Source organism: Deltaproteobacteria bacterium, assembly GCA_019912665.1.
GTDB lineage: Bacteria > Desulfobacterota > GWC2-55-46 > GWC2-55-46 > GWC2-55-46 > UBA5799.
Window position 1 is genome coordinate 460,284 of sequence record JAIOIE010000021.1, and the last position, 20,734, is coordinate 481,017.

Genomic DNA, 20,734 nt, shown 5'->3' on the forward strand with positions numbered 1-20,734 from the left:
CATATACTGTCAAACAGATTTTTGCTTGCTATTTCTCTTGACAATGCTTGAGCGGTTAAGTATAATCCAGCTATGAACAGATTAGATGTTAAAAAACAAGCTCAGATAATAGCAGCTCTTGTAGAGGGTAACTCTATCAGGGCCACTTGCCGTATGACAGGAGCGGCAAAGGGAACAGTCTTAAAGCTCCTTGCGGATATCGGCAGGGCTTGTTCAGAGTATCAGGATAAGGTCTTGATGGATTTGGAGTGCAAAAGGATTCAGTGTGATGAAATCTGGTCTTTTTGCTATGCCAAAGAAAAGAATGTGCCGGACGAAAAGAAAGGCGTATTGGGCTATGGCGATGTTTACACCTGGACTGCTATATGCGCTGATTCCAAGCTCGTCCTTTCATGGTATGTCGGAAAGCGCGATGCGGTATCAGCCCATGTATTTATAGACGACCTGGCTAAACGCCTAAAGAACAGGGTGCAGCTTACAACAGACGGGCATAGGGCCTATCTAAGCGCGGTAGAGGCGGCCTTTGGCTCTGAGATTGATTACAGCCAATTAGTTAAGCTGTACGGTAATGAAAGGGAGCGAGAGGCAAAATACAGTCCGGCAGTTTGTACGGGAGCCGTTAAGGAGCGCGTACAGGGCAACCCAGACCCTAACCATGTCTCTACAAGCTATGTAGAACGCCAAAACTTAACCATGCGTATGAGCATGAGGCGTTTCACAAGGCTAACAAATGCCTTTTCCAAAAAGATTGAGAATTTAGAGTACGCCGTAGCCCTTCATTTCATGTACTACAATTTCTGCCGTATCCATCAGAGCTTGAGGGTAACTCCGGCAATGGCGGCTGGCGTGACTGGTAAACTTTGGGAGATAGAGGATATATTGGACTTATTAAAATAAAAGGCCCCTTACGGGGCCTTTTAAAATTCTTTGGATTGAATGGGTTTCAGTGCTAAGTAGTGTACTTTATGGGCTTCTTCGTCATATTTATATAAAACCCAAAATCCAGGAGTTTCGCCAACTGCCGTGGTTTTAAAGACCCTTATTTTACCATCAACGACCGTTCCTTGTTTAGGGTCACGAGCCAACGCCCAATCTAACCCTGCATGTACATCCTCTAGCCGCTTATATTTTGTTGATATTGAATCAAATTGTTCTGTAAAGCTACTCTCTTGCACTATCTCGGCTAGCGTGTGCTTAGGCGGCATTTGCAGACAAACCCAGTCTTCTTATCTCCTTTTTTGCCCAGCTTATCCCATCTTCCTCTATAGGCAAGCGCAAAAGCACAAAAACGGAGCTATATGGAATTTCTTCACCATCTGAGGACAAAAGCCAAGGGTTAAGAGTATGCGTCCACTGAGAAAGTTGGGTTGCGCTATATGACCTAGTTTCTTCAATTGCCATATTAACAATTGAAAGTTCTTCCTCTGTAAACATTGATACATTGGCACCCTTAAGAGGCACAACTTTTTTCTTGATAAAACCTAAATAATTTTCTTGTTTTATCTCAGCACGCTTTTCCTTACGCAATGCTTCGCAGGCGGGCAACATTCTTTTTGCAACAGGCCCGTTAGGCTTGTGCATATATTTCGCACCAGTAATGGGAGTGCCCCTAAAAGCATACGCGTTCATGTCAGCCAAGAAAAGTATCTTGTTCAGCTTGGTTGCGCCAAACGAGTGATCCTCTTTGCATTTATCTGCAATGTACAATATTAATTCTTTGAGTTTTTTGTCCGTATCCATGACACCCCCCCCTCTTTTTTGGGGAAGACCAGTTAGGTAATCCTATGTATAGTATCGCCAAATTCCAGACGAAATCAAGCTTTTTTTGAATCTCCTTTAGTATATCATAAATTCTAAGTTCAAAGCCATTCCCACTATAAGCTAGCAAAATTATGTACCCAAAGGCGAAACATACCAGTTTTTAACATGAATTCGTTGGAAATATTCACGCCCCTTATTCTATTCCCAAACTGACCCACTACCTGACGCCCCGACCCCTTGACTTATAAGGAAAAACTTATTATCATCCCTCAATGGCAAACCCTGGCTCCTGTCACAAGCTGTCCCTGAATCGCGCTGTAATTTTTCTGACCTGAAAATCCACAAACCTTTCCGTCGGGCCCGGGTTACGGCCCAGGACTGGCGTCCACAGGATGGGATATGAAGCTTAAGAAAGCGGTTTTCCCTGCTGCCGGCTTCGGCACCAGGTTCCTTCCGGCCACAAAGGCCATTCCCAAGGAGATGCTCCCCCTTGTGGATAAGCCGCTCATACAGTACGGTGTCGAGGAGGCGAAGGCCTCCGGGCTCTCGGAGATAGTCATCGTAACGGGCATGGGGAAGACCGCCATAGAGGACCACTTCGACACCTCCTTCGAGCTTGAGAAGCTCCTGCAGGAAAGGGGAAAGAACGAGCTGCTCCGGATGATAGAGAACGTCTCGGGCCTCGTCCATTTCGCCTATACGCGGCAGAAAAAGCCCCTCGGCCTCGGCCACGCCATAAGCATAACCGTGAACCTCATTAATAATGAGCCGTTTGCCGTATTCCTCGGGGACGATATAATTGATTCGAAGGTCCCTGTGATGAAGCAGATGATCGAGGTCAACAGGAAATTCGGCACCTCGGTCCTTGCCGTGCAGAAGGTGCCGAAAAACCAGGCCCATATGTACGGGGTGATAAAGGGGCAGAAGGTTGCGCCGGGCATCTACAAGGTGCTGGACCTTGTAGAGAAGCCGAAGGCCAACCCTCCCTCCAACCTCGCGATAATAGGGCGATATATACTGACTCCGGGCATATTCCCGGCGCTAGATGAGACGAAGCCCGGAAAGGGCGGGGAAATACAGCTTACGGACGCCCTCAAAATACTACTCCGTAGCCAGGACATCTACGCCCTCGAGTTCGAGGGCACAAGGTACGACGCCGGGGACAAGCTCGGCTTTCTAAAGGCGAACATCTCCCTTGCGCTTAAGCGCCCCGAGCTAAAAGGCGACTTGAGGAAGTTCCTCAAGGGCCTGGGCCTCTGACGCTAATCTCAGGGGTCTTCGCCTTCAATGGCATGGTTCCAGGACACTTTTGAGCTATTTATGGCCAAATTCTCCAAAAAACCGACTAAGACGCCCGTTAAGACAGAGCACCTGAACCGCTTCCTTTTCGACTGCCTGGATGAGGGCGAGAGCTTTTTCAAGCCCGAGCCCATAACCCACATGCCGGCCCTCGACATGTACGCCACCCAGGATGAGCTCGTAATCGAGGTCGAGCTCCCGGGTGTCAGGAGGGAAGATATAGACCTGACCATGTCCAGGGACAAGCTCATCATAAAATCCGTAAAGTTTGAGTGCTTCGAAGAGGACAAGATAAACTACGTCTGCATGGAGAGGTCCTTCGGCAGGCTCTTCCGGTCCATAGACCTCCCATACCCGGTGGACACGGCCAGGGCAAAGGCCGTGTACAGGAACGGCATCCTCCTTATAACGCTCCCGAGGGTCCAGGACAAGAGAAACTCTACGAAAAAGGTGCCGGTGGAATCCATTTAAAGGAGAGTACAGACTAAATGCCAGAAGATAAAAGAGAAGAAGAGGAGCAGCAGCTCGAGATACCGGACGTACTGCCGCTCCTGCCGGTAAGGGATGTAGTCATATTCCCTTTCATGATAGTGCCTCTTTTCGTGGGCCGGGAGCGCTCCATTAACGCGGTCGACGCGGCGCTTACGAAGGATCGGCTCGTCTTCACGGCGACACAGAAGGACATATCCAAGGAAGACCCGGACCCCGAGGACCTCTACAGGGCCGGGACCGTCTGCATGATAATGAGGATGCTCAAGCTCCCGGACGGCAGGGTCAAGATACTCGTCCAGGGCCTCAGCAGAGGGAACATCTCCAACTTTACCCAGACCAAGCCCAACTACCTCGTCTCCATCGAGAAAGTGGAGGAGCAGCACGAAACAGAGCTTTCCCTCGAGGTAGAGGCCCTCATGAGGACCGTAAGGGAGCAGCTTGAGAAGCTCGCTACCCTCGGCAAGGTCGTCTTCCAGGAAGTTATGATGGTCCTCGACAACATCGCGGACCCGGGCAGGATGGCGGACCTCGTCGCCGCCAACCTCGGCCTGAAAATCGATGAGGCCCAGTCCGTGCTCGAAACGCTCGACCCTGTAAAGAGGCTCGAGAAGGTGAACGAGTTCCTCGTAAAGGAGCTCCAGGTCGCCCAGATGCAGGTGAAGATACAGTCCCAGGCCAAGGAGGAGATGGACAAGAGCCAGCGGGAGTACTACCTCCGCGAGCAGATGAGGGCCATAAAAAACGAGCTCGGCGACATAGAGGAGCCGTCCGAGGAGCTCGAGGAGTTCAGAGACAAGATAAAGAAGTCCAAGATGCCGCAGGATGTCGAGAAGGAGGCCGGGAAACAGCTCGACAGGCTCGAGATGATGCACCCCGACGCGGCCGAGGCCGCCCTTATCCGCACCTATTTAGAATGGCTGGTGGACCTCCCGTGGGCCAAGCAGACCAAGGACACCCTCGACATCGAAAAGGCGAGGAAGGTGCTCGACACCGACCACTATAACCTCGAAAAGGTGAAGGAGAGGATACTCGAGTACCTTGCCGTAAGGAAGCTCCAGCCAAAGACAAAGGGGCCGATACTCTGCTTCGTAGGGCCCCCGGGGGTCGGAAAGACCTCGCTCGGCCGCTCGATAGCAAGGGCGATGGGCAGGAACTTCGTCCGTATCTCGCTTGGCGGCATAAAGGACGAGGCGGAGATACGGGGGCACAGGAGGACCTACGTCGGCGCGCTCCCGGGTCGCATAATACAGGGCATTAAGCAGGCCGGCACAAACAACCCCGTCTTCATGATGGACGAGATAGACAAGATTGGCATGGACTTCAGGGGCGACCCGTCCTCGGCCCTCCTGGAAGTGCTGGATCCCGAGCAGAACTACGCCTTCAGCGACCATTACTTGAACCTTCCCTTCGACCTCTCGAAGGTGATGTTCATAACCACCGCGAACATGACCGACCCTATCCCCGAGCCGCTCCTCGACAGGATGGAGCTCCTCAACCTCCCCGGCTACACCGAGGAGGAGAAGCTCGAGATAGCTCGTAAGTTCATCGTGCCCCGCCAGATAAAGGAGCACGGCCTCTCTAAAAAGCTCATCACCGTTCAGGACGAGGCCATAAAGAAGATAATATCCCAGTACACGAGGGAAGCCGGGCTTCGAAATCTCGAGCGTGAAGTGGCCTCGCTTTGCAGGAAGGTCGCGAAGAAGGTGGCCTCAGGCAAATCCGCACTTACGACTGTCACGCCGAAGCTCGTACAGGAGTTCCTCGGCATACCAAAATTCCTCCCCGAGACCGAGCAAGAGTCCGAGGAGGTCGGTGTCGCCACAGGCCTTGCGTGGACGCCTGTCGGAGGCGAGATACTCCACATAGAGTCGACGATAATGAACGGCAAGGGGCAGCTTACGCTTACCGGCCACCTCGGGGATGTCATGAAGGAGAGCGCGCACGCGGCCCTCTCATACGCCCGGTCGAGGGCCGACCTCTTTAACCTGAAGCCCGACTTCTACAAGGATCTCGACATACACATCCATGTGCCTTCCGGCGCAATACCAAAGGACGGCCCGTCAGCCGGGATAACGATGGCAGCCTCCCTCATATCGGCGCTTACCCAGACGCCTCTTGATAAGGGGATCGCCATGACCGGCGAAATAACCTTAAGGGGAAGGGTGCTCCCGGTCGGCGGCATAAAGGAGAAGTGCCTTGCCGCGCTAAGGGCCAAGATGACCAACGTCATCATCCCCGAGCGGAATAAAAAAGACATAGAAGACATACCCAAGGACATAAGGAAAAAGATAAGCTTCATCTTCGTAAAGCACATGGACGACGTCCTGAAGGTAGTGTTCAGGAAGCACAGGCTCCCCGGCGGGAAAAAGCCAGGGCCGAGAAAGGCCAAGCCCGCGGGCCGGAAGCACGCAAGGCCCTGAAGCGGATGCGCCTTAAGGACATAGGCGAGGACGCCCTCATAGGGGCCATTGCGAAGCGGTTTGCCGCCCGGCATCCGCGCCTTACCAAGGGCATCGGCGACGATGCCTGCGTTATAAGGGAGCTCGGCGGCAGGGTCCTCCTTGCCACCACAGACGTCCTTATCGAGGACACCCATTTCAAGAGGAGCTACACCCCTCCCCGTCTTTTAGGCAGGAAGGCCCTTTCGATATCCCTCTCGGACATAGCCGCAATGGGCGGAGAGCCCCTTTTCTTCCTCGTCTCCATCGCGCTTCCGCCGGATACGGACAAGGGCTTCGTCGACGGGCTCTATGACGGCCTCGGTGACGCGGGCGGGAAGAGTAAGTGCCTGCTTATCGGCGGCAACACGGCAAAGTCCAGGCACGGGATAACGGTTTCGACGACCGTCTTCGGAGAGGCGCCTGCCAATGAAGTGGCATATAGAAAAGGCGCTCGGGCCGGGGACCTCGTATTCGTGACAGGCGAGCTCGGCTCTTCCGCACTCGGCCTGTGGGCGCTCGGCGCGCGAGGGAAAGCGGCGGCAAAAGGGCCTTACAGGGGATCCGTGGCAAAGCACCTCGACCCCGAGCCGCGCCTTACAGCCGGAAAAGCGCTCGCGGCCTCCGGGCTTGCGTCATCGATGATGGATTTAAGCGACGGGCTGGCCCTTGACCTTAAAAGGCTCTGCATCGAGAGCGGCCGGGCCGCGGTCGTCAACATTAGCTCTCTCCCGGCCTCGAAAGAGCTTCAGAAATTCGGCAGACAGGCTGGGCGGAGGCGCATGTTCGAGTTCGCCCTTACGGGCGGAGAGGACTATGAGCTCCTTTTCACCTCTCCTGAAAGCAACCTGAAAAGCCTTTCCAGGCTGTCCAGGAGGCTTTCGCTCCCGTTCACGCCCATCGGGAGGATAGTCCCGGCAAAAAGTGCGGTAAGGGCCGTTACGGTATTAGACGAGGACGGAAGCCCTGTCGCGCTCGGAAGAGAGGGGTTCGAGCACTTCTGAAAGGACGCTCGGCGGGGCTAAAGCAAACGGCATTACCGTCCGAAATACCGGAAAACGCTTGCGGATTGACAATGGATTTGAAAGAGACATATAATACCGCCGAAACTGGAGAAAGGCGGGTCCTGGCCATAAGGATACCCATAGGATACAAGTTCATACTCGGCTTCATCGCGGTGGTCGCGGCCGCGGCATTCGTGCCTGGCATCGTCGAAAAGCTCGAAATAGCCGAGTGGATGAAGCAGCCACTGAGCTTCCTCGTCGCCATCCTCACAGGGCTCGTCCTGGGCTCAATATTTACGCGGAATTTGACGAGAGACTTCAACCGCATCGCAGCCATAGCAGGAAAGATAAGCAAGGGCGACCTTTCCGGCGCGGGCGAGCTCGATTCAGGCGAGGCCCGGCTTATAAAGGACGAGATAGCGGAGCTCGCCCAGGCGGTCTCCCTCATGTCCGAAAGCCTTAAGACCCTTGTCATGCAGATAAAGTCCACCGCCTCGGACCTCTCCGAGGCCCAGGAATCGTTCTCGTCGGTCGTGGCCAGGGGGCACGAGACCTCGAAAGACGTCATATCCGGCGCCTCCGATATCTTTAACGGCGCGCTCGAACAGGCCAACCACATAGGCGACGCCTCCCATACCGTAAAGGCAATGGCGGAGCTCGCGGACGACGTGGCCGACCGGGTGACCGAGAGCGCTAACGCCTCGCAGAGGGTGAACTCCATGGTGCAGAGGGGCGCGACCGCGGCCACCTCGGCGATGGAGAAGATGGAGACTATCTTCAGGGGCATCGAGAACACCGAGGGGGCGGCCATACGCCTGAAAGACAAGCTCGGCGACATACCCAGGATACTCGACGTCATAACGCACATATCGAGGCAGACCGACCTCCTGGCGCTAAACGCCACAATAGAGGCCTCAAAGGCCGGAGAGCACGGCAGGGGATTCGCCATAGTCGCGGAGGAGGTCAGGAGGTTTGCGGACAACACCAATAACAGCGTGGAAGACGTCTCCTCCATAGTAAAAGACCTCCGGATAGAGGTCGAGCGGGTCGTGGCCTCCGCGAGCGAGGGGACCGCGAATCTCAAGGGAGGCAGGGACGACCTCCGAAAGATACGCGAGATACTCGTTGAAATAACCAACTACTCCTCGGAAGTGGCCGAGAAGGCCACGGTGATACTGGGCCTTACGCAGAAGCAGAAGGAAAAAGCGGAAAAGACCGTGGAGATAATCGAGCAGGTGGCCAAGATAGCCCGCGAAAACGTCGCCTCGACCGAACGGGTCGAGTCGGCCGTCGAGAGGCACGGGGCGGCTATAAGCGAGACCCTTGCCGCGTCGGAGAAGCTCTCCGGGCTTTCAAAAGACCTCCGGGCCGTGGTCGCCAGGTTCACTCTTTGATTCAACACATGGCTGGTTCACCTTCCGACATGCGCGGAGACAAGTTGGTAATAGACCTGGACTGCGGCAGATACGCGCTCGAGACGAGCGCGGTCGCAGGGGTGGTGGAAAAAGAGAGGCTCCCGTTCCTCCCCGGCGGGAGGGGGTTCGCTTCCGGTATAATCTCCTTCAGGAACGAGCCCGTTACGGTGATAGACCTTCCGGCCGCACTTGGCGATTTCGGTTCAAGGCAGCCCTCCTCGCACAAGGTAATCGTGCTCAAGGAAAAAGGGCGCGTCCTGGGGGTGGACATAGGGGACTCAGGGGTCTCCTTCCTCTGGGACGAGGATATCGAGGGCAAGGTAACAAAAGAGAAGGGCCTCTATACCTTTGGAAGGATAAACGCCGGGGGCCGGCCCATCGACATTATCGACTGGCCGGCCCTCTACGACGAGACGCTAAGGATGCTTTCAGCTGAAGACGATGCCGCCAAAGAGAGTCCTGATAGCAGATGACACCGAGTTCTTCAGGGCCGCCCTGAAGGACATACTGGCCAGGGCCGGATACGAGGTGGTCGGCGAGGCCTCGAACGGGGCCGAAGCGGTCGAGCTCGCCGGAAGGCTCAGGCCCGATCTCGTCATACTCGACGTTGTCATGCCGGCAAAGAACGGCCTCGAGGCCGCCAGGGCCATATCCTCGCTCAACCTGCCGATCAAGATAGTCATGTGCACTTCGCTCGGCTACGAGCCCATAGTGGAGGAGGCTCTAAAGGCGGGGGCATCGGGCTATATAATCAAACCCCCTTCCGAATCAAAGGTCCTGGCAGCCCTGAAAGGCCTTTAGCACGTTAGCCGGCCGGAGACGGCTATCATTTTTTAGCCGAAAAGCTTACGATAAACCCGAACAAGGAAGCGCAGCAGCGCACCTCCTCTTTCTTACATGGACACCTCCAAATACAAAGGCATATACCTGCATGAGGCAAAGGCCCACCTCTCCGATATCGAGTCGGGCCTTCTGGCGCTGGAGCGGGACCCGACAGGAAAAGAGACGCTCGAAAACCTTTTCCGCCATTACCACTCAATAAAGGGGATGTCCGCCTCAATGGGATATACGCCCATCATGAGGCTTGCGCACGTCGAGGAGGACCTCCTCGACAAGCTCCGCTCCGGTAAGCTCGAACTTTCCGGGGCCATGACCTCGGCTCTCCTCAAATGCCTGGACCTGAAGCGCGAACTTATCGGAAAGGTCGAAAACGATGAACCGCTTGACCTGTCTATAGACCCGTTTCTCGAAGAGCTCGCCTCAGCTTCAAACTCCGGGCAGGCCACGGCTCATCCGAAGCCTGCCGCCAATCTTCCCGATACAGCGGCGGCGCCCGCAGGAGGGCTCAGGCTTTCAAATGTCATGCGGGTCGAGGGACGGGTCTTTGACGAGCTCCTTGCTACCGTGGGCGACCTCTTCATGGTGCTCTCCTCCTTCAAGGCCCTTACCCATGAGTCGCGCTCCATAGAGTTCAAGGACGGGGTGCACCTGCTGGGAAAGACCATCGGCTCGCTTCATGGGAGCATACTCACGGCCCGTATGCTCCCGATCGAGGACCTTGCGGCGGGCATTCCCAGGATAATAAGGGACCTTACGGCGGGCTCGGGCAAGGAGGTCTCCCTTTACGCCGAGGGTATGGACATAAGCCTCGACAGGGCCATACTCGAAGGCCTCTCCTCTCCGCTCGTGCACATAATAAGGAACGCCATAGACCACGGCATAGAGCCGGCGAACGAGCGGCTTTCAAAAGGCAAGCTCTCCATTGGGTCCATAAAGGTGCTGGCCCATGCCCGTAAGGACAGGGCGGTTATCGAGGTATCGGACGACGGAAGGGGCATTAATAGAGAGGCGCTCCGGAAAAAAGCGGCTGAAAGAGGCATTCCCCCTGAGAAGACCGCGGCCATGCCTGAAAAGGAGCTCCTTAAGCTCGTCTGCCTTCCTGGCCTTTCTACCGCCGGGAAGGTCTCGGAGACCTCGGGCAGGGGCGTAGGGATGGATGTCGTCAAGGACGCCATAGAGGGCCTCGGCGGCACGCTCGAAATCGAGTCCGAGGAGGGCAAGGGTACGAAAATCATACTGGAGCTTCCCCGGACGACCCTCATAACCAAGGCCCTTATCGTGGGCATAGGCCCGGAGCGCTTCCTCCTCCCCACATCGAAGATAGAAAAAGTCATCGAAATTAACTCGGACGAAATAGCTGACGGGACCTTCGGCTACGAAGGGGTCCGTATGCCGATCGTATCGCTCGCCTCTCTTTTCGGGCTCCCGGAAAAAGAGGGCGGGGCCTCTACGCTCGTATTGGTAGACGGCAGCCCTATTCTCGGGCAAGGCGGCGGAAGCAGGCTAGCCGCGCTAAAGGTGGAAAGCTTCGGCGCGGAGATAGACGCGTACGTTAAGCCGCTTCTCCCCCCTATTTCAAAGCTCTGGGGGGCCTCTGGCATGACCATGATGGTGGACGGAAGCCCTGTCTTCCTCCTTGACGTCCAGCAGATAATCTCAAGGGCGATTGAGGGGGCCTGATATGAATGTAAGCGTATTGAAAAAGCTCCTTGAAGAGGTGAAGAACGGCAGTACCGGCGTTGACGAGGCGCTCGATAAGCTTAAAAAGCTCCCGTTCGAGGAGCTGGAATTCGCAACGCTCGACAGCCACAGGGCGCTCCGGCAGGGCTTCCCGGAGGTCATATTCGGCCAGGGAAAAAGCGTCGCCCAGATAAGGGCCATCATAAAAAGCATGGCGAAAAGGAAGGAGAACGTGCTCGTCACAAGGCTCACGCCCGGCAGCGGGAAGTCCCTTAAGAGGACCTTCCCCAAGGCGGACTATAATGAGACGGCCAGGACGTTTTTCGCCAAATCGCACCCTATGGTCCCCTCTGGCAAGGGGACGGTGCTCGTCATATCGGCCGGCACGTCCGATGTGCCGGTCGCCGAAGAGGCGGCTATAACGGCCGAGTGCATGGGTAACCGGGTGAAAAGGCTCTATGATGTCGGCGTCGCGGGCATACACCGGCTCCTCCACAGGAAAGAGGAGCTCTGGGACGCGAACGTCATAATAGTCGTAGCCGGAATGGAAGGCGCTCTCCCGAGCGTGGTCGCGGGCCTTGTCTCCAGGCCCGTTATCGCTGTGCCCACGAGCGTGGGCTATGGCGCGAACCTCGGTGGGATTACGACCCTCATGGCAATGCTAAACTCCTGCGCATCCGGGATCTCGGTCGTCAACATAGATAACGGCTTTGGCGCTGCATATGTGGCGAGCCTGATAAACAGGGGATAGCGCGTACCCTGAAGACAGACTAAAGGCAACCTCTGTTGCCTAAAAGGTCCAGATGAAACTACTCTACTTCGACTGCCCCATGGGCATAAGCGGGGACATGTTCCTCGCCTCCCTCATCGACCTCGGGGTCGATAAGAGGCTTATACTCAAAGAGCTTCGTAAGCTCAAGGTCGACAGGATAGAGGTGGCCGTTGGCAAGGAGCTTCGCCATTCCATATCCTGCACCTCTTTCAGGGTAAAGCTCCGCGAAAGCAGCCACCACAGGACCTTCAGGGATATCAAAAAGATAATCTCCGGAAGCGCCCTATCGTCCGGGGTCAAAAGGCTCAGCACCGATATATTCAGGACAATCGCCGAGGCTGAGGGCAAGGTCCACGGCATAAGCGCGGATAAAGTCCACTTCCACGAGATAGGCGCGATGGACTCGATAATAGACATCGTGGGCGCGGCAATAGCGCTTGAGGCCGTCGGGCCGGACAAGGTAATATGCTCTCCCCTTCCGCTCGGCTCAGGCTGGACGAACACCATGCACGGGAAGCTCCCCATCCCCGCTCCGGCCACCCTGGAAATACTGACAGGCGCTCCCGTAGTGCCCTCGCCTGTCGCGTTCGAGCTTACGACGCCAACTGGCGCTGCCATCATGATGGCAGCCGCCTCCTTCGGCCCCATGCCCGCCATGACGGTCGAGAAGGTCGGCTATGGCGCCGGTAAAAAGGACCTAAAGGAGAGGGCGAATATAGTGAGGGCTGTACTCGGCTCTTCGGGTGCTTCGGGCGAGGCAGAAGGCGAGAGGCTCCACGTCCTTGAAACGAACATAGACGACATGAGCCCGCAGCTCTCAGGCTATCTCATCGAGAAACTCATCAGTTCCGGCGCGCTCGACGCATTCCATACGGCGGTACAGATGAAGAAGTCCAGGCCAGGAGTCCTCCTTACGGTGCTTGCGAAGGAGGAGGACAGGACACGGCTGATGGAGATGATATTCAGGGAGTCCACCTCCATAGGGGTAAGGGCCTATCCGGTTGAGAGGCACTGCCTCGAAAGAAAGGTCATGAAGGTAAGGACGCCTTACGGCAGCGTAAGCGTAAAGGCCTCATACCTTTCGGGCAGGGCCGTCAACGCGCAGCCCGAGTACGAGGACTGCCGCTTGCTGGCCGAGAGGAAGGGCGTGCCGCTTAAGAGGGTCATGGATTCTGCAAGGGCAGCGGCGCTGGAAAAGCTGGACTGAAGGGCGGGGGCCTGATGTCCGGTGGACTTAAGTCACAAAACCTTTTTATAATGCGGTGTTATAATTTTACCTGGAGTGGATTCCGGCCTGACTGATCGGTTCCAGGACGCCGGGAAGACAATTTTTCCGCAGCCCTCCAGGGCAAGAATTCCCTCCATATTTTCATCTTCAAAAAGGATTTTCATGCTGATCAGGTGCTGGGGTTCGAGGGGTTCTGTCCCTGTGTCCGGCAGGGAGTACATAAAGTATGGCGGCGACACGACCTGTGTCGAGGTTATGAGCGCCTCGGGCGACCTCATAATTCTGGACGCGGGGACCGGCATAAGGCTACTCGGCAACAGGCTCTCGAACGACGGGACCCGGAAGTTAAACCTCCTTTTAACGCACGCCCACTGGGACCATCTCTTCGGGTTCCCGTTCTTCAAGCCCATATACGCGAAAGGGAGCGAGATAAAGATCTACGGGCCGCAGCCCACGCAGGACTCGCTTAAGCGCATAATCTCGAAGACCATGACAGCGCCCAATTTCCCGGTAGAGTTCGAGGACATAAAGGCGGACATAAGCTTCCTCGGCATGGGCTTCAACGGCTACTCCATAGGCTCGGTAAAGGTCTCGACAATACCGCTCAGCCACCCCAACATGGGGGTTGGCTACAGGCTCGAAGAGGACGGGAAGGCCTTCGTCTTCCTTACGGATAACGAGCTTGCCTACCGCCATCCCTTCGGCCTCGGGTATGAGGGATACCGCGAGTTCAGCAAGGGGGCAGACCTCCTCTTTCACGACGCCGAGTACCGAAAGGACGAATACGAGGCCCACACAAGCGGCTGGGGGCACTCGACCTATCTGGACGCGGTGCGGCTCGCGATGGAGGCGGGCGTAAGGAAACTGGGGCTCTTTCACCAGAACCAGGACAGGACCGACGACCAGGTCGACCGTATCGTCGAAGAATGCAGGGGTTTGATAAAAAAGAACGGCTCAGGGCTTGAATGCCTGGCCGTGGCGGCAGGTACTCAAATAGAAATCTGACCTTATGCGAAGCATGGCCCGTCAGGGGTCCCTTATATCCTTGGGCACTCCGGCTATCCGCGCCTTCCTCTGGAGCTCCTCGTATTCTTCCCGCAAGGCCGCAAGGTTCCTCAGGTCCGCAGGAAGCTCCTCTTTATAAAGGTTGTACTTCGCTACCTGCTCTGAGGCGAAGACCTGCCCGAACCTCCTTCCGGCCTCGAAGACCTCCACGAAATTCGTCTTCACGTTGATGGCCTGCTGAAGCTCGTTAATTTCGCCTGCCTTCCGGGCCAGCGAAAGCCGCCACCAGTCGAGCGTCTGGTCGCCGTAAAGGACCGCGCCGGGCTCGGCAGGGAGAGGCGGCGGCGTTTCGGTTTCGAACTGAGGTCCCTTTTCCGCCTGCTCTTCCTTTTGCACCCTCACCCTGCCGCGCCATTCCTGGGGGACCTTTTCCATACTGTCTGTTATGTGGACGTTCCCCTGCCCATCGGTCCAATAGTAGAGCTCGGCAAAGGCCGGAGGGGCCATTATAAGCGCGGCGAGAAGGAAAAGTATAAGCCTCATGAGGCCCTCTTTTAGCCCTGACGGGCATGGATGGATTTTTAACGGCTTTTGAACACTTTAAGGATTGCCGCTTTGATGAGTAAGTATAATCTACCGGGTGCTGCCAGTCAAATACTGGCTCGCTTCGATAACCTTGCCGTCCGTCGAGACAACGACCGCCCCGCCCGAATCGGTCCTCATTACCCTGACGCCCAGGGCCGAATACCTCTCAAGCGCCTCCCTGTGCGGGAAGCCGAAGGCATTAAGCCTTGCCGTCGATATGACGGCTATCTCCGGGCTTACGGCGGCAAGGAACGCCGCGCCGGAGGAGCTCCTGGAGCCGTGGTGCGGGACCTTGAGCACGGTCGAGGCGAGGGCAGGGCCGGAAAGGAGCGCTTCATTTTTCCCTATGTCCCCGGTGAAAAGGAAGCTGTCTTTTCCGTATGTTACCTTCATGACAACCGACGCCTCGTTCAGGTCCAGGCCCTCCGTGCCCTCTGTGGGGTGGAGAAGCCGGACGGTTGCCCCGTCGATCGTTTTTTCAGGAGTGGAGTCGTTCACGACCCTGACTCGCGCGCCCCTCTCCTTTAGCGCTGTGCCGAGCCTTCCGAGGTCCCCGTGGCCATTCCACCAGAACTCGCCAACCCTGAAATTCTCCGCTATGAACGGGAGCCCTCCCATGTGATCCTGCTGGGCGTGGCTCAGGAGCATGTAATCTATCTTTTTTATTCCCTTTGACCTGAGGAACGGGGCTATAATCCTCTCGCCTGTGTCGAAGTCAGGGTTGTTGAGTCCTCCGCCGTCAACGAGCATGGTTGCGCCGTCAGGGAATTCTATAAACGAGGCGTCTCCCTGCCCCACGCTTAAGAAGGTGACCGTGAGCTTTCCGGGGTTGCCTTTGTAAAAAATTCCCCTGGCCCCGTAGCTCGCGATCAAAAGGAGGGCCAGGGCAATGACCGGGAGTCGTGCCCGCCTCCACTCAAGCCTTACAGCGCAGATGATAAGGGCATAGAAGATCGCTATTTCATGGAGCGGGGGCGGAGCGACCCAGGAGGAGGCGTAGGGAATGGAGGAGAAAATCCTTGCCGCGCCAGCGATGATGCTGAAGACAAGGTCTGCTATCTTAAGCGGGATAAATGCCAGGGCCTCTGAAAAAGGCAGGAGCACTGCCGAGACGAGTAGTGAAGGCACGACTATGCCCGAAAGGGGCACAACGACGAAGTTTGCCGCAAGCCCCACGATTGAAACCCTGTTGAAATGCCAGGCAAGGATGGGGGAGGTGCCTATGCCCGCGGCTATTGTCACCAGTATCAAAGGCACGACCCGTTTTTTAAGGAACGCGAGAGAGCGCATTTTATATGTCTCCTCCCCGCCGGGTCTTACTTTGTCCTGATCGTCTTTAAGATAGCTCTTCATTTTTGGAACGAGGATTATTATGAAAGCCATTGCCGCGAAGCTCAGCTGGAAGGAGGCGTCCCACACGGAATACGGCGCAAGCGCCATCACGATAATGGCCGCGAGGGCGAGCGTATTGAGGTAGTCCTTTCCCCTGCCTAGTGCGAAGGAGAGGATGAATGCGAGCACCATTATGACCGCCCTCTGTGTCGGGATGGGGAAACCGGCCAGCATCCCGTAGAAAATGACAGGCGCAGCGGAGAGGGCGAAGGCGGCCTTTGCAGCTGGAACTGCAAGCAGGAGCGCCTCTGATCGCTTCATGAGAAGAAGGAACAGTCCGTAGCAGAATGCCGCGACCATGCCAACATGAAGGCCCGATATAGAAAGTATGTGGGCCGTGCCTGTTGAGGCGAACGCGTCCTTGAGCTCCTTTTCTATTCCGCCCCGGCTGGAAATAATAAGCGCCTTAAGGGCCTCACTGTACTTGAGCCCGCTCGATTCTATGAACTTCCCTATACGGTCCCGAATCCGATGGACATCAAGCGGCCCGTCAGGAGATTTCTCAATTATCTCGATGAGCCTTTCGCTCTTTACGAACCCGGTAACAAAGACGCCCCTTCTCCCGAGCCAGCGTTTGTAGTCGAACTCCCCGGGGTTGCCGAAGTTACTCGGCCCGCCGAGCATGGCGAAAGTCCGCACCCGGTCTCCTGGCTTGAGGTCCGCCCTGCCGTTCACGGTCAGGAGGGCCTTTCCGCTTGACGGCTCCCATTCCTCTCCTTCCCGGTATTTCTCAATATCGAGAAGGAACCTTGACCTTTTTCCGGCTGGCTCGGCTTCGAGTACATGCCCTTCTATCGCGTGGCCTGCCCTTACGGATTCGGTATCCTCGGCCTGGATGCGGTCCAGGATGTGCCCCGGCGGAAACTCCGGTCTTGAATGAGGGAGGATTAAAAGGGCGCCAGTGAAAAAAAAGACCGGCAGGGCAGCAAGGCGGCTGAACCTGAGCCTCAGGGCATACGCCAGGAGGACCGCGCCTGTGGAGAGCGAAAGGGCCGCGAGCACCGGGCCGTATGACAAACCCAGTCGGTCCGAGACGGCTATCCCGGAGAGGATTGAGAGGGCAACAGGGACGAGTGGTCGCATAAAGGGCTTTGGGGTCGGCAGTACTTTTTAACACAGGGCAGGCCATTTTTGCACTCAAATACTAAAGTGACGGCAATACAGCCCGGTTCCCAGGTAGGGCGCTTGACTTAGCGGGGCTCTGATGCTAGCCTATCTCAAGAAGAGAGGATTGCAGAACCGGCCTCTGCCGCATCGTCCCTGCAGCATTCTCTAAGAAGGCACAACCGTCGCCCCCCTGTCTATTCATCTCGTTACCTTCCATCAATCGATTGTATGTGTTTAAAAGACGTACTGTGGACCGGCATACGAGAGTATCCGGAAGCCGATCCCCGGACTGCTCATAACGCACCCATTTGTTTATTATGAAAAAATTCTTTGAAAAATATGTCTTATATCTTTTCCTGGGCTGGACCGCAATAGCCCTCCTCTCTTTTTTCCTGACCTATTACTATAACCACAACGCAGCCATTGAGGGTGCTTCGGTTGAGGCCAGGGCCCATTACAAGCTCAATATGCTATACAGGAAGGTACTGTCGGACCTTGGCGGGGTATATGCATCAACTGATAGAGTAGCCCCCAATCCGTACCTCCTGATACCTGACAGGGACATAACGACCAAGGACGAAAAGACCTTTACGCTGGTGAATCCGGCATACCTTACAAGGATAGTTTTCGAGGCGTTCAGGCAGGAAGACGAGCTTCCTGTCCTGAGTAAAATAACGAGCCTCAAGCCCCGGAATCCCATAAACGCCCCGGACGCCTGGGAGGAAGAAGCCCTCCGCGCATTCGAGCAAGGAATTCCCGAAGCGACCACTGCGGCTGTAATGGACGGGGAGCCGTATCTGAGGCTCATAAGGCCGTTCCTGACCGAGCGGCACTGCCTTAAATGCCACCGGGACCAGGGCTACAGGGAAGGGGACATAAGGGGCGGGATAAGCATAGCCGTCCCGTTAAGGCCATATTACGAGACAAAACGGGATACGGCCCTGAGGATATTCGGGGTGCATTTCCTCCTCTGGCTGTCGGTCGGGGCCGGTCTCTTCCTACTTGCGAAAAAAGCGATAAGAAACGCCGAAGCCTATGAGGAAGCGAGGTTGTTATCGCTGCACGACCACCTTACGGGACTTGCGAACAGGCGCTATCTTGAGATCGATTTGCGGGAAAGCTTTGACCTCGCAAAAAGATACGGCAACGTGTTTTCGGTGATAATGGCGGACATGGACCGCTTCAAGGAGTACAACGACGCGCACGGACACGGGGCCGGGGACCTTTTGCTCGTAAAGGTTGCCGGCATTTTGATAAGAGAGGTCAGGAGGACGGACCTGGCCGTAAGGTATGGCGGAGAGGAGTTCCTCATACTCCTTCATCAGACGGGATTAGAAGAGGCTATGGCCGCGGCGGAGAGGATGAGGAAAAGCATCCATTCGGAAACAGGCCTCACCATGAGCTTCGGCGTTTCCGCGTATCATCCGAACATGAGCGAAAAGGAGGATATCGTTGCAGAGGCAGACAGGGCCCTGTACCTTGCGAAGGAAAAGGGCAGGAACAGGGTGGAAACCGCAAGGACGGGCTGATTTAATGCCGTCACTCCTGCCCGCCTTCCGTTTCTTCCCTGAGTCCTTTTATATCGGCCGCAAGCCTTTCGGTTATGCCTGGAACAGAGGCGATCTCTTTTATATCCGCGTTCAGTATCGACTCAAGGTCTCCGAACCTCTCGAATAGGGCCTTCTTCTTTTTCCCGCCTATGCCAGGGACCCTGTCCAGAAGCGAGCCGAGCTCCTTTGACCGCAATTTCCTATGGTAGGAAATTGCGGACCTGTGGACCTCGTCCCGCATCCTCCTTACGAGGAGGTCCGGCTTAGAGCCCTCCTTGAGGAGCACCGGGTCTTTCACTCCGGGGATGAAGACCCGCTCGCCTTTTGATGCGGCATCCTTCCTCACCGGCGGCCCGTTTTCCCTGTCCTTTGCGAGCGCCCTCACCTCCACGCCCCTTATTCCGAGCTCCTTAAGCGCCTGGACGGCGATGTTGAGCTGCCCTTTGCCCCCGTCCACTATGACGAGGTCGGGAAGGCCCGGGCCCTTTCCGGCCTCCTCCATCAGGAACCTCCGCGAGAGGACCTGGTACATCATCGCGTAGTCGTCAGGACCCTCAAGCCCCCGTATCCTGAATAGCCTGTAGGAGTCCTTGTCCGGCTCGCCGTCCCTGAAGGCGACCATCGCGCCCACGGCCTGGCTTCCGCCTATGTTGGATATGTCGTAGGCCTCAATGCGATGAGGCGCGCCCTTTAATCGGAACCTCTTTTGAAGCTCCTCGAGCACCCCGGCCCTGGAGGCCGCGGCCTCGGAGCGCTTACGTAAAGCCTCTGCCGCGTTCGACCGGGCCATCTCAAGGAGCCTTGCCTTCCCGCCCCTCTGCGGCATCGTAAGGGACACCCTTCTACCCTTCTTTTCGGAGAGCCAGTCCTCCAATACATCCCTGTCCTCGAGCTCAGTCTGCACAATGGCCTCGTCAGGCACGAAGCGCTCGCCCCTGTAGTACTCTGCGATAAAAGACGAGAGTATCTCTTCGTCCGGGAGGCCCGCGTCATGGAAGAAATAGTCGCTCCCGCCCGTGAGCCTGCCGTCCCGTATGTAGAGGGCCTGGAGCAGAATAGAGTCCCTTTCCCTGATAAACGCGAATACGTCCTGGTCGGCCGCCCTGGCCGCAACCACCTTCTGCTCCTCGAGCATCCCCTCTATCGACAGTATCCTGTCCCTGAGCCTTGCGGCCTTCTCGAATTCGAGGGCCGCTGATGCCTCTTTCATCTTTTCCCGGAGCATTTTAAGGAGCTCCCTGTTCTTCCCTTCAAGGAACATTATTGCCCCGTCCACGAGCTCCCTGTAGGCCTCCTCCGATATGAGCCCCGCTGCCGGGGCCGCGCAGAGCCCTATCTGGTAGTCGAGGCAGGGCCTTACCCTGTTCCTGAACTCGCTCTCCGAGCAGACGCAGAGCGGGAATATCCTCCGGATGAACTTTATCGTGTCCCTCACCTCGCGGGCCGAGATGTAGGGGCCGAAGTACCTTGAGCCGTCCTTCTTCCTCTGCCTCGTGACGAGTATGCGGGGGAACTTCTCCTTCATGGTTATCTTTATGCTCACGTAGGTTTTGCTGTCCTTGAGGCGTATGTTGTACCTGGGCTTGTGACGCTTAAGGAGGGTGTCTTCGAGTAGGAGGGCCTCCTTTTCGTTCGTGGTGACGATGTAGTCGATATCGGCCGTTCTAGACGACAGGAACCTGACCGCGTACCTGCCGTCCCCGCCGGACTCCCTGAAATACGAGCGCACCCGCGCCCTGAGGTCCTTGGCCTTCCCTATGTAGAGGACCTCGCCCGATGAGCCCTTCATGATGTAGACGCCCGGGAACTGGGGCAGCTTCGCGAGTTTTTCTTCGATTGCTGTCATATCTTTATATTATCTCACAGGAGATTTCTGGAATACAAACCGGTTTTGAGGGATATCCTGCGCGGGATCAAGCTATCTTCTGCAAAAGGCCTTTTGCGCGCTGCCGCGCTTCCGGGAGCTAAAGGCCTTTTTTCCGCACTGCCGTGCGGTTTTTGAGGGTAAGGCTCGCTTGCTATCCCCCTCCCCCACCTCGTGAACACACAAAAGCGAGCAGAGACACCAGAGCTTTTTCGGGGTCGAGCGAGCGGATGCAAATCCGGAAATCTTCCTCTTGTGTCGGAGCTTCCCGGCGTTACGCCGGGAAGCTTCAACGGGCCCCT

Annotated in this window: 18 protein-coding genes; 13 read left to right on the forward strand and 5 right to left on the reverse strand. The window is 56.2% G+C overall.

What is annotated here, in order from left to right; genetic code table 11:
• Positions 1 to 72 precede the first annotated feature (72 nt).
• A complete protein-coding gene (locus K8I01_11530; GenBank protein ID MBZ0221048.1) occupies positions 73 to 897 on the forward strand; it encodes an IS1 family transposase in 825 nt (274 codons plus the stop codon).
• 20 nt (positions 898 to 917) lie between these two features.
• On the opposite strand, the gene K8I01_11535 is transcribed toward K8I01_11530, so the two are convergent.
• Together K8I01_11535 and K8I01_11540 are read right to left on the reverse strand one after the other, a co-directional pair.
• Entirely contained in the window at positions 918 to 1,205 is a 288-nt protein-coding gene (locus K8I01_11535; GenBank protein MBZ0221049.1) for a hypothetical protein, read from the reverse strand.
• Positions 1,195 to 1,740, reverse strand: coding sequence for a SocA family protein (locus tag K8I01_11540; GenBank protein MBZ0221050.1), 546 nt, complete (start codon positions 1,738 to 1,740; stop codon positions 1,195 to 1,197). Before K8I01_11540 ends, K8I01_11535 begins: the two co-directional genes overlap by 11 nt.
• Positions 1,741 to 2,160: 420 nt before the next feature.
• Here K8I01_11540 and galU point away from each other — a divergent pair, with 420 nt between their 5' ends.
• From galU to K8I01_11595, 11 genes are all read left to right on the forward strand, one after another.
• A complete protein-coding gene (gene galU, locus K8I01_11545) occupies positions 2,161 to 3,021 on the forward strand; it encodes a UTP--glucose-1-phosphate uridylyltransferase GalU (protein ID MBZ0221051.1) in 861 nt (286 codons plus the stop codon).
• A gap of 27 nt (positions 3,022 to 3,048) precedes the next feature.
• Positions 3,049 to 3,531, forward strand: coding sequence for an Hsp20/alpha crystallin family protein (locus K8I01_11550; protein ID MBZ0221052.1), 483 nt, complete (start codon positions 3,049 to 3,051; stop codon positions 3,529 to 3,531).
• Between the two features lie 17 nt (positions 3,532 to 3,548).
• Complete coding sequence (lon, locus tag K8I01_11555; protein ID MBZ0221053.1) at positions 3,549 to 5,972, forward strand: endopeptidase La; 2,424 nt, start codon at positions 3,549 to 3,551, stop codon at positions 5,970 to 5,972.
• A gap of 5 nt (positions 5,973 to 5,977) precedes the next feature.
• Positions 5,978 to 6,994, forward strand: coding sequence for a thiamine-phosphate kinase (gene thiL / locus K8I01_11560; protein MBZ0221054.1), 1,017 nt, complete (start codon positions 5,978 to 5,980; stop codon positions 6,992 to 6,994).
• Positions 6,995 to 7,065: 71 nt separating this feature from the next.
• A complete protein-coding gene (locus K8I01_11565; protein ID MBZ0221055.1) occupies positions 7,066 to 8,388 on the forward strand; it encodes a methyl-accepting chemotaxis protein in 1,323 nt (440 codons plus the stop codon).
• Between the two features lie 44 nt (positions 8,389 to 8,432).
• Entirely contained in the window at positions 8,433 to 8,882 is a 450-nt protein-coding gene (locus K8I01_11570; protein MBZ0221056.1) for a chemotaxis protein CheW, read from the forward strand.
• Complete coding sequence (locus tag K8I01_11575; protein MBZ0221057.1) at positions 8,851 to 9,210, forward strand: response regulator; 360 nt, start codon at positions 8,851 to 8,853, stop codon at positions 9,208 to 9,210. The genes K8I01_11570 and K8I01_11575 overlap by 32 nt, the downstream gene beginning before the upstream one ends.
• Positions 9,211 to 9,306: 96 nt before the next feature.
• Entirely contained in the window at positions 9,307 to 10,929 is a 1,623-nt protein-coding gene (locus tag K8I01_11580; GenBank protein MBZ0221058.1) for an Hpt domain-containing protein, read from the forward strand.
• 1 nt (position 10,930) lies between these two features.
• Complete coding sequence (gene larB / locus K8I01_11585) at positions 10,931 to 11,680, forward strand: nickel pincer cofactor biosynthesis protein LarB (protein MBZ0221059.1); 750 nt, start codon at positions 10,931 to 10,933, stop codon at positions 11,678 to 11,680.
• A gap of 52 nt (positions 11,681 to 11,732) precedes the next feature.
• Positions 11,733 to 12,908 carry a nickel pincer cofactor biosynthesis protein LarC gene (gene larC / locus K8I01_11590; protein MBZ0221060.1) on the forward strand — a complete coding sequence of 392 codons (1,176 nt, stop codon included), beginning with the start codon at positions 11,733 to 11,735 and terminating at the stop codon, positions 12,906 to 12,908.
• A gap of 183 nt (positions 12,909 to 13,091) precedes the next feature.
• Entirely contained in the window at positions 13,092 to 13,934 is an 843-nt protein-coding gene (locus tag K8I01_11595) for an MBL fold metallo-hydrolase (protein ID MBZ0221061.1), read from the forward strand.
• A 21-nt stretch (positions 13,935 to 13,955) separates the two neighbouring features.
• On the opposite strand, the gene K8I01_11600 is transcribed toward K8I01_11595, so the two are convergent.
• The gene (locus K8I01_11600; GenBank protein ID MBZ0221062.1) at positions 13,956 to 14,477 is read right to left on the reverse strand and encodes a DUF4124 domain-containing protein; all 522 of its coding nucleotides are present in this window, start codon (positions 14,475 to 14,477) and stop codon (positions 13,956 to 13,958) included.
• A 90-nt stretch (positions 14,478 to 14,567) separates the two neighbouring features.
• Positions 14,568 to 16,994, reverse strand: coding sequence for a DNA internalization-related competence protein ComEC/Rec2 (locus tag K8I01_11605; protein ID MBZ0221063.1), 2,427 nt, complete (start codon positions 16,992 to 16,994; stop codon positions 14,568 to 14,570).
• 341 nt (positions 16,995 to 17,335) lie between these two features.
• Here K8I01_11605 and K8I01_11610 point away from each other — a divergent pair, with 341 nt between their 5' ends.
• A complete protein-coding gene (locus tag K8I01_11610) occupies positions 17,336 to 18,547 on the forward strand; it encodes a diguanylate cyclase (protein MBZ0221064.1) in 1,212 nt (403 codons plus the stop codon).
• 10 nt (positions 18,548 to 18,557) lie between these two features.
• Here the strand turns inward: K8I01_11610 and uvrC are convergent, their stop codons facing one another.
• Positions 18,558 to 20,414 carry an excinuclease ABC subunit UvrC gene (gene uvrC, locus K8I01_11615; protein ID MBZ0221065.1) on the reverse strand — a complete coding sequence of 619 codons (1,857 nt, stop codon included), beginning with the start codon at positions 20,412 to 20,414 and terminating at the stop codon, positions 18,558 to 18,560.
• Positions 20,415 to 20,734: the final 320 nt, after the last annotated feature.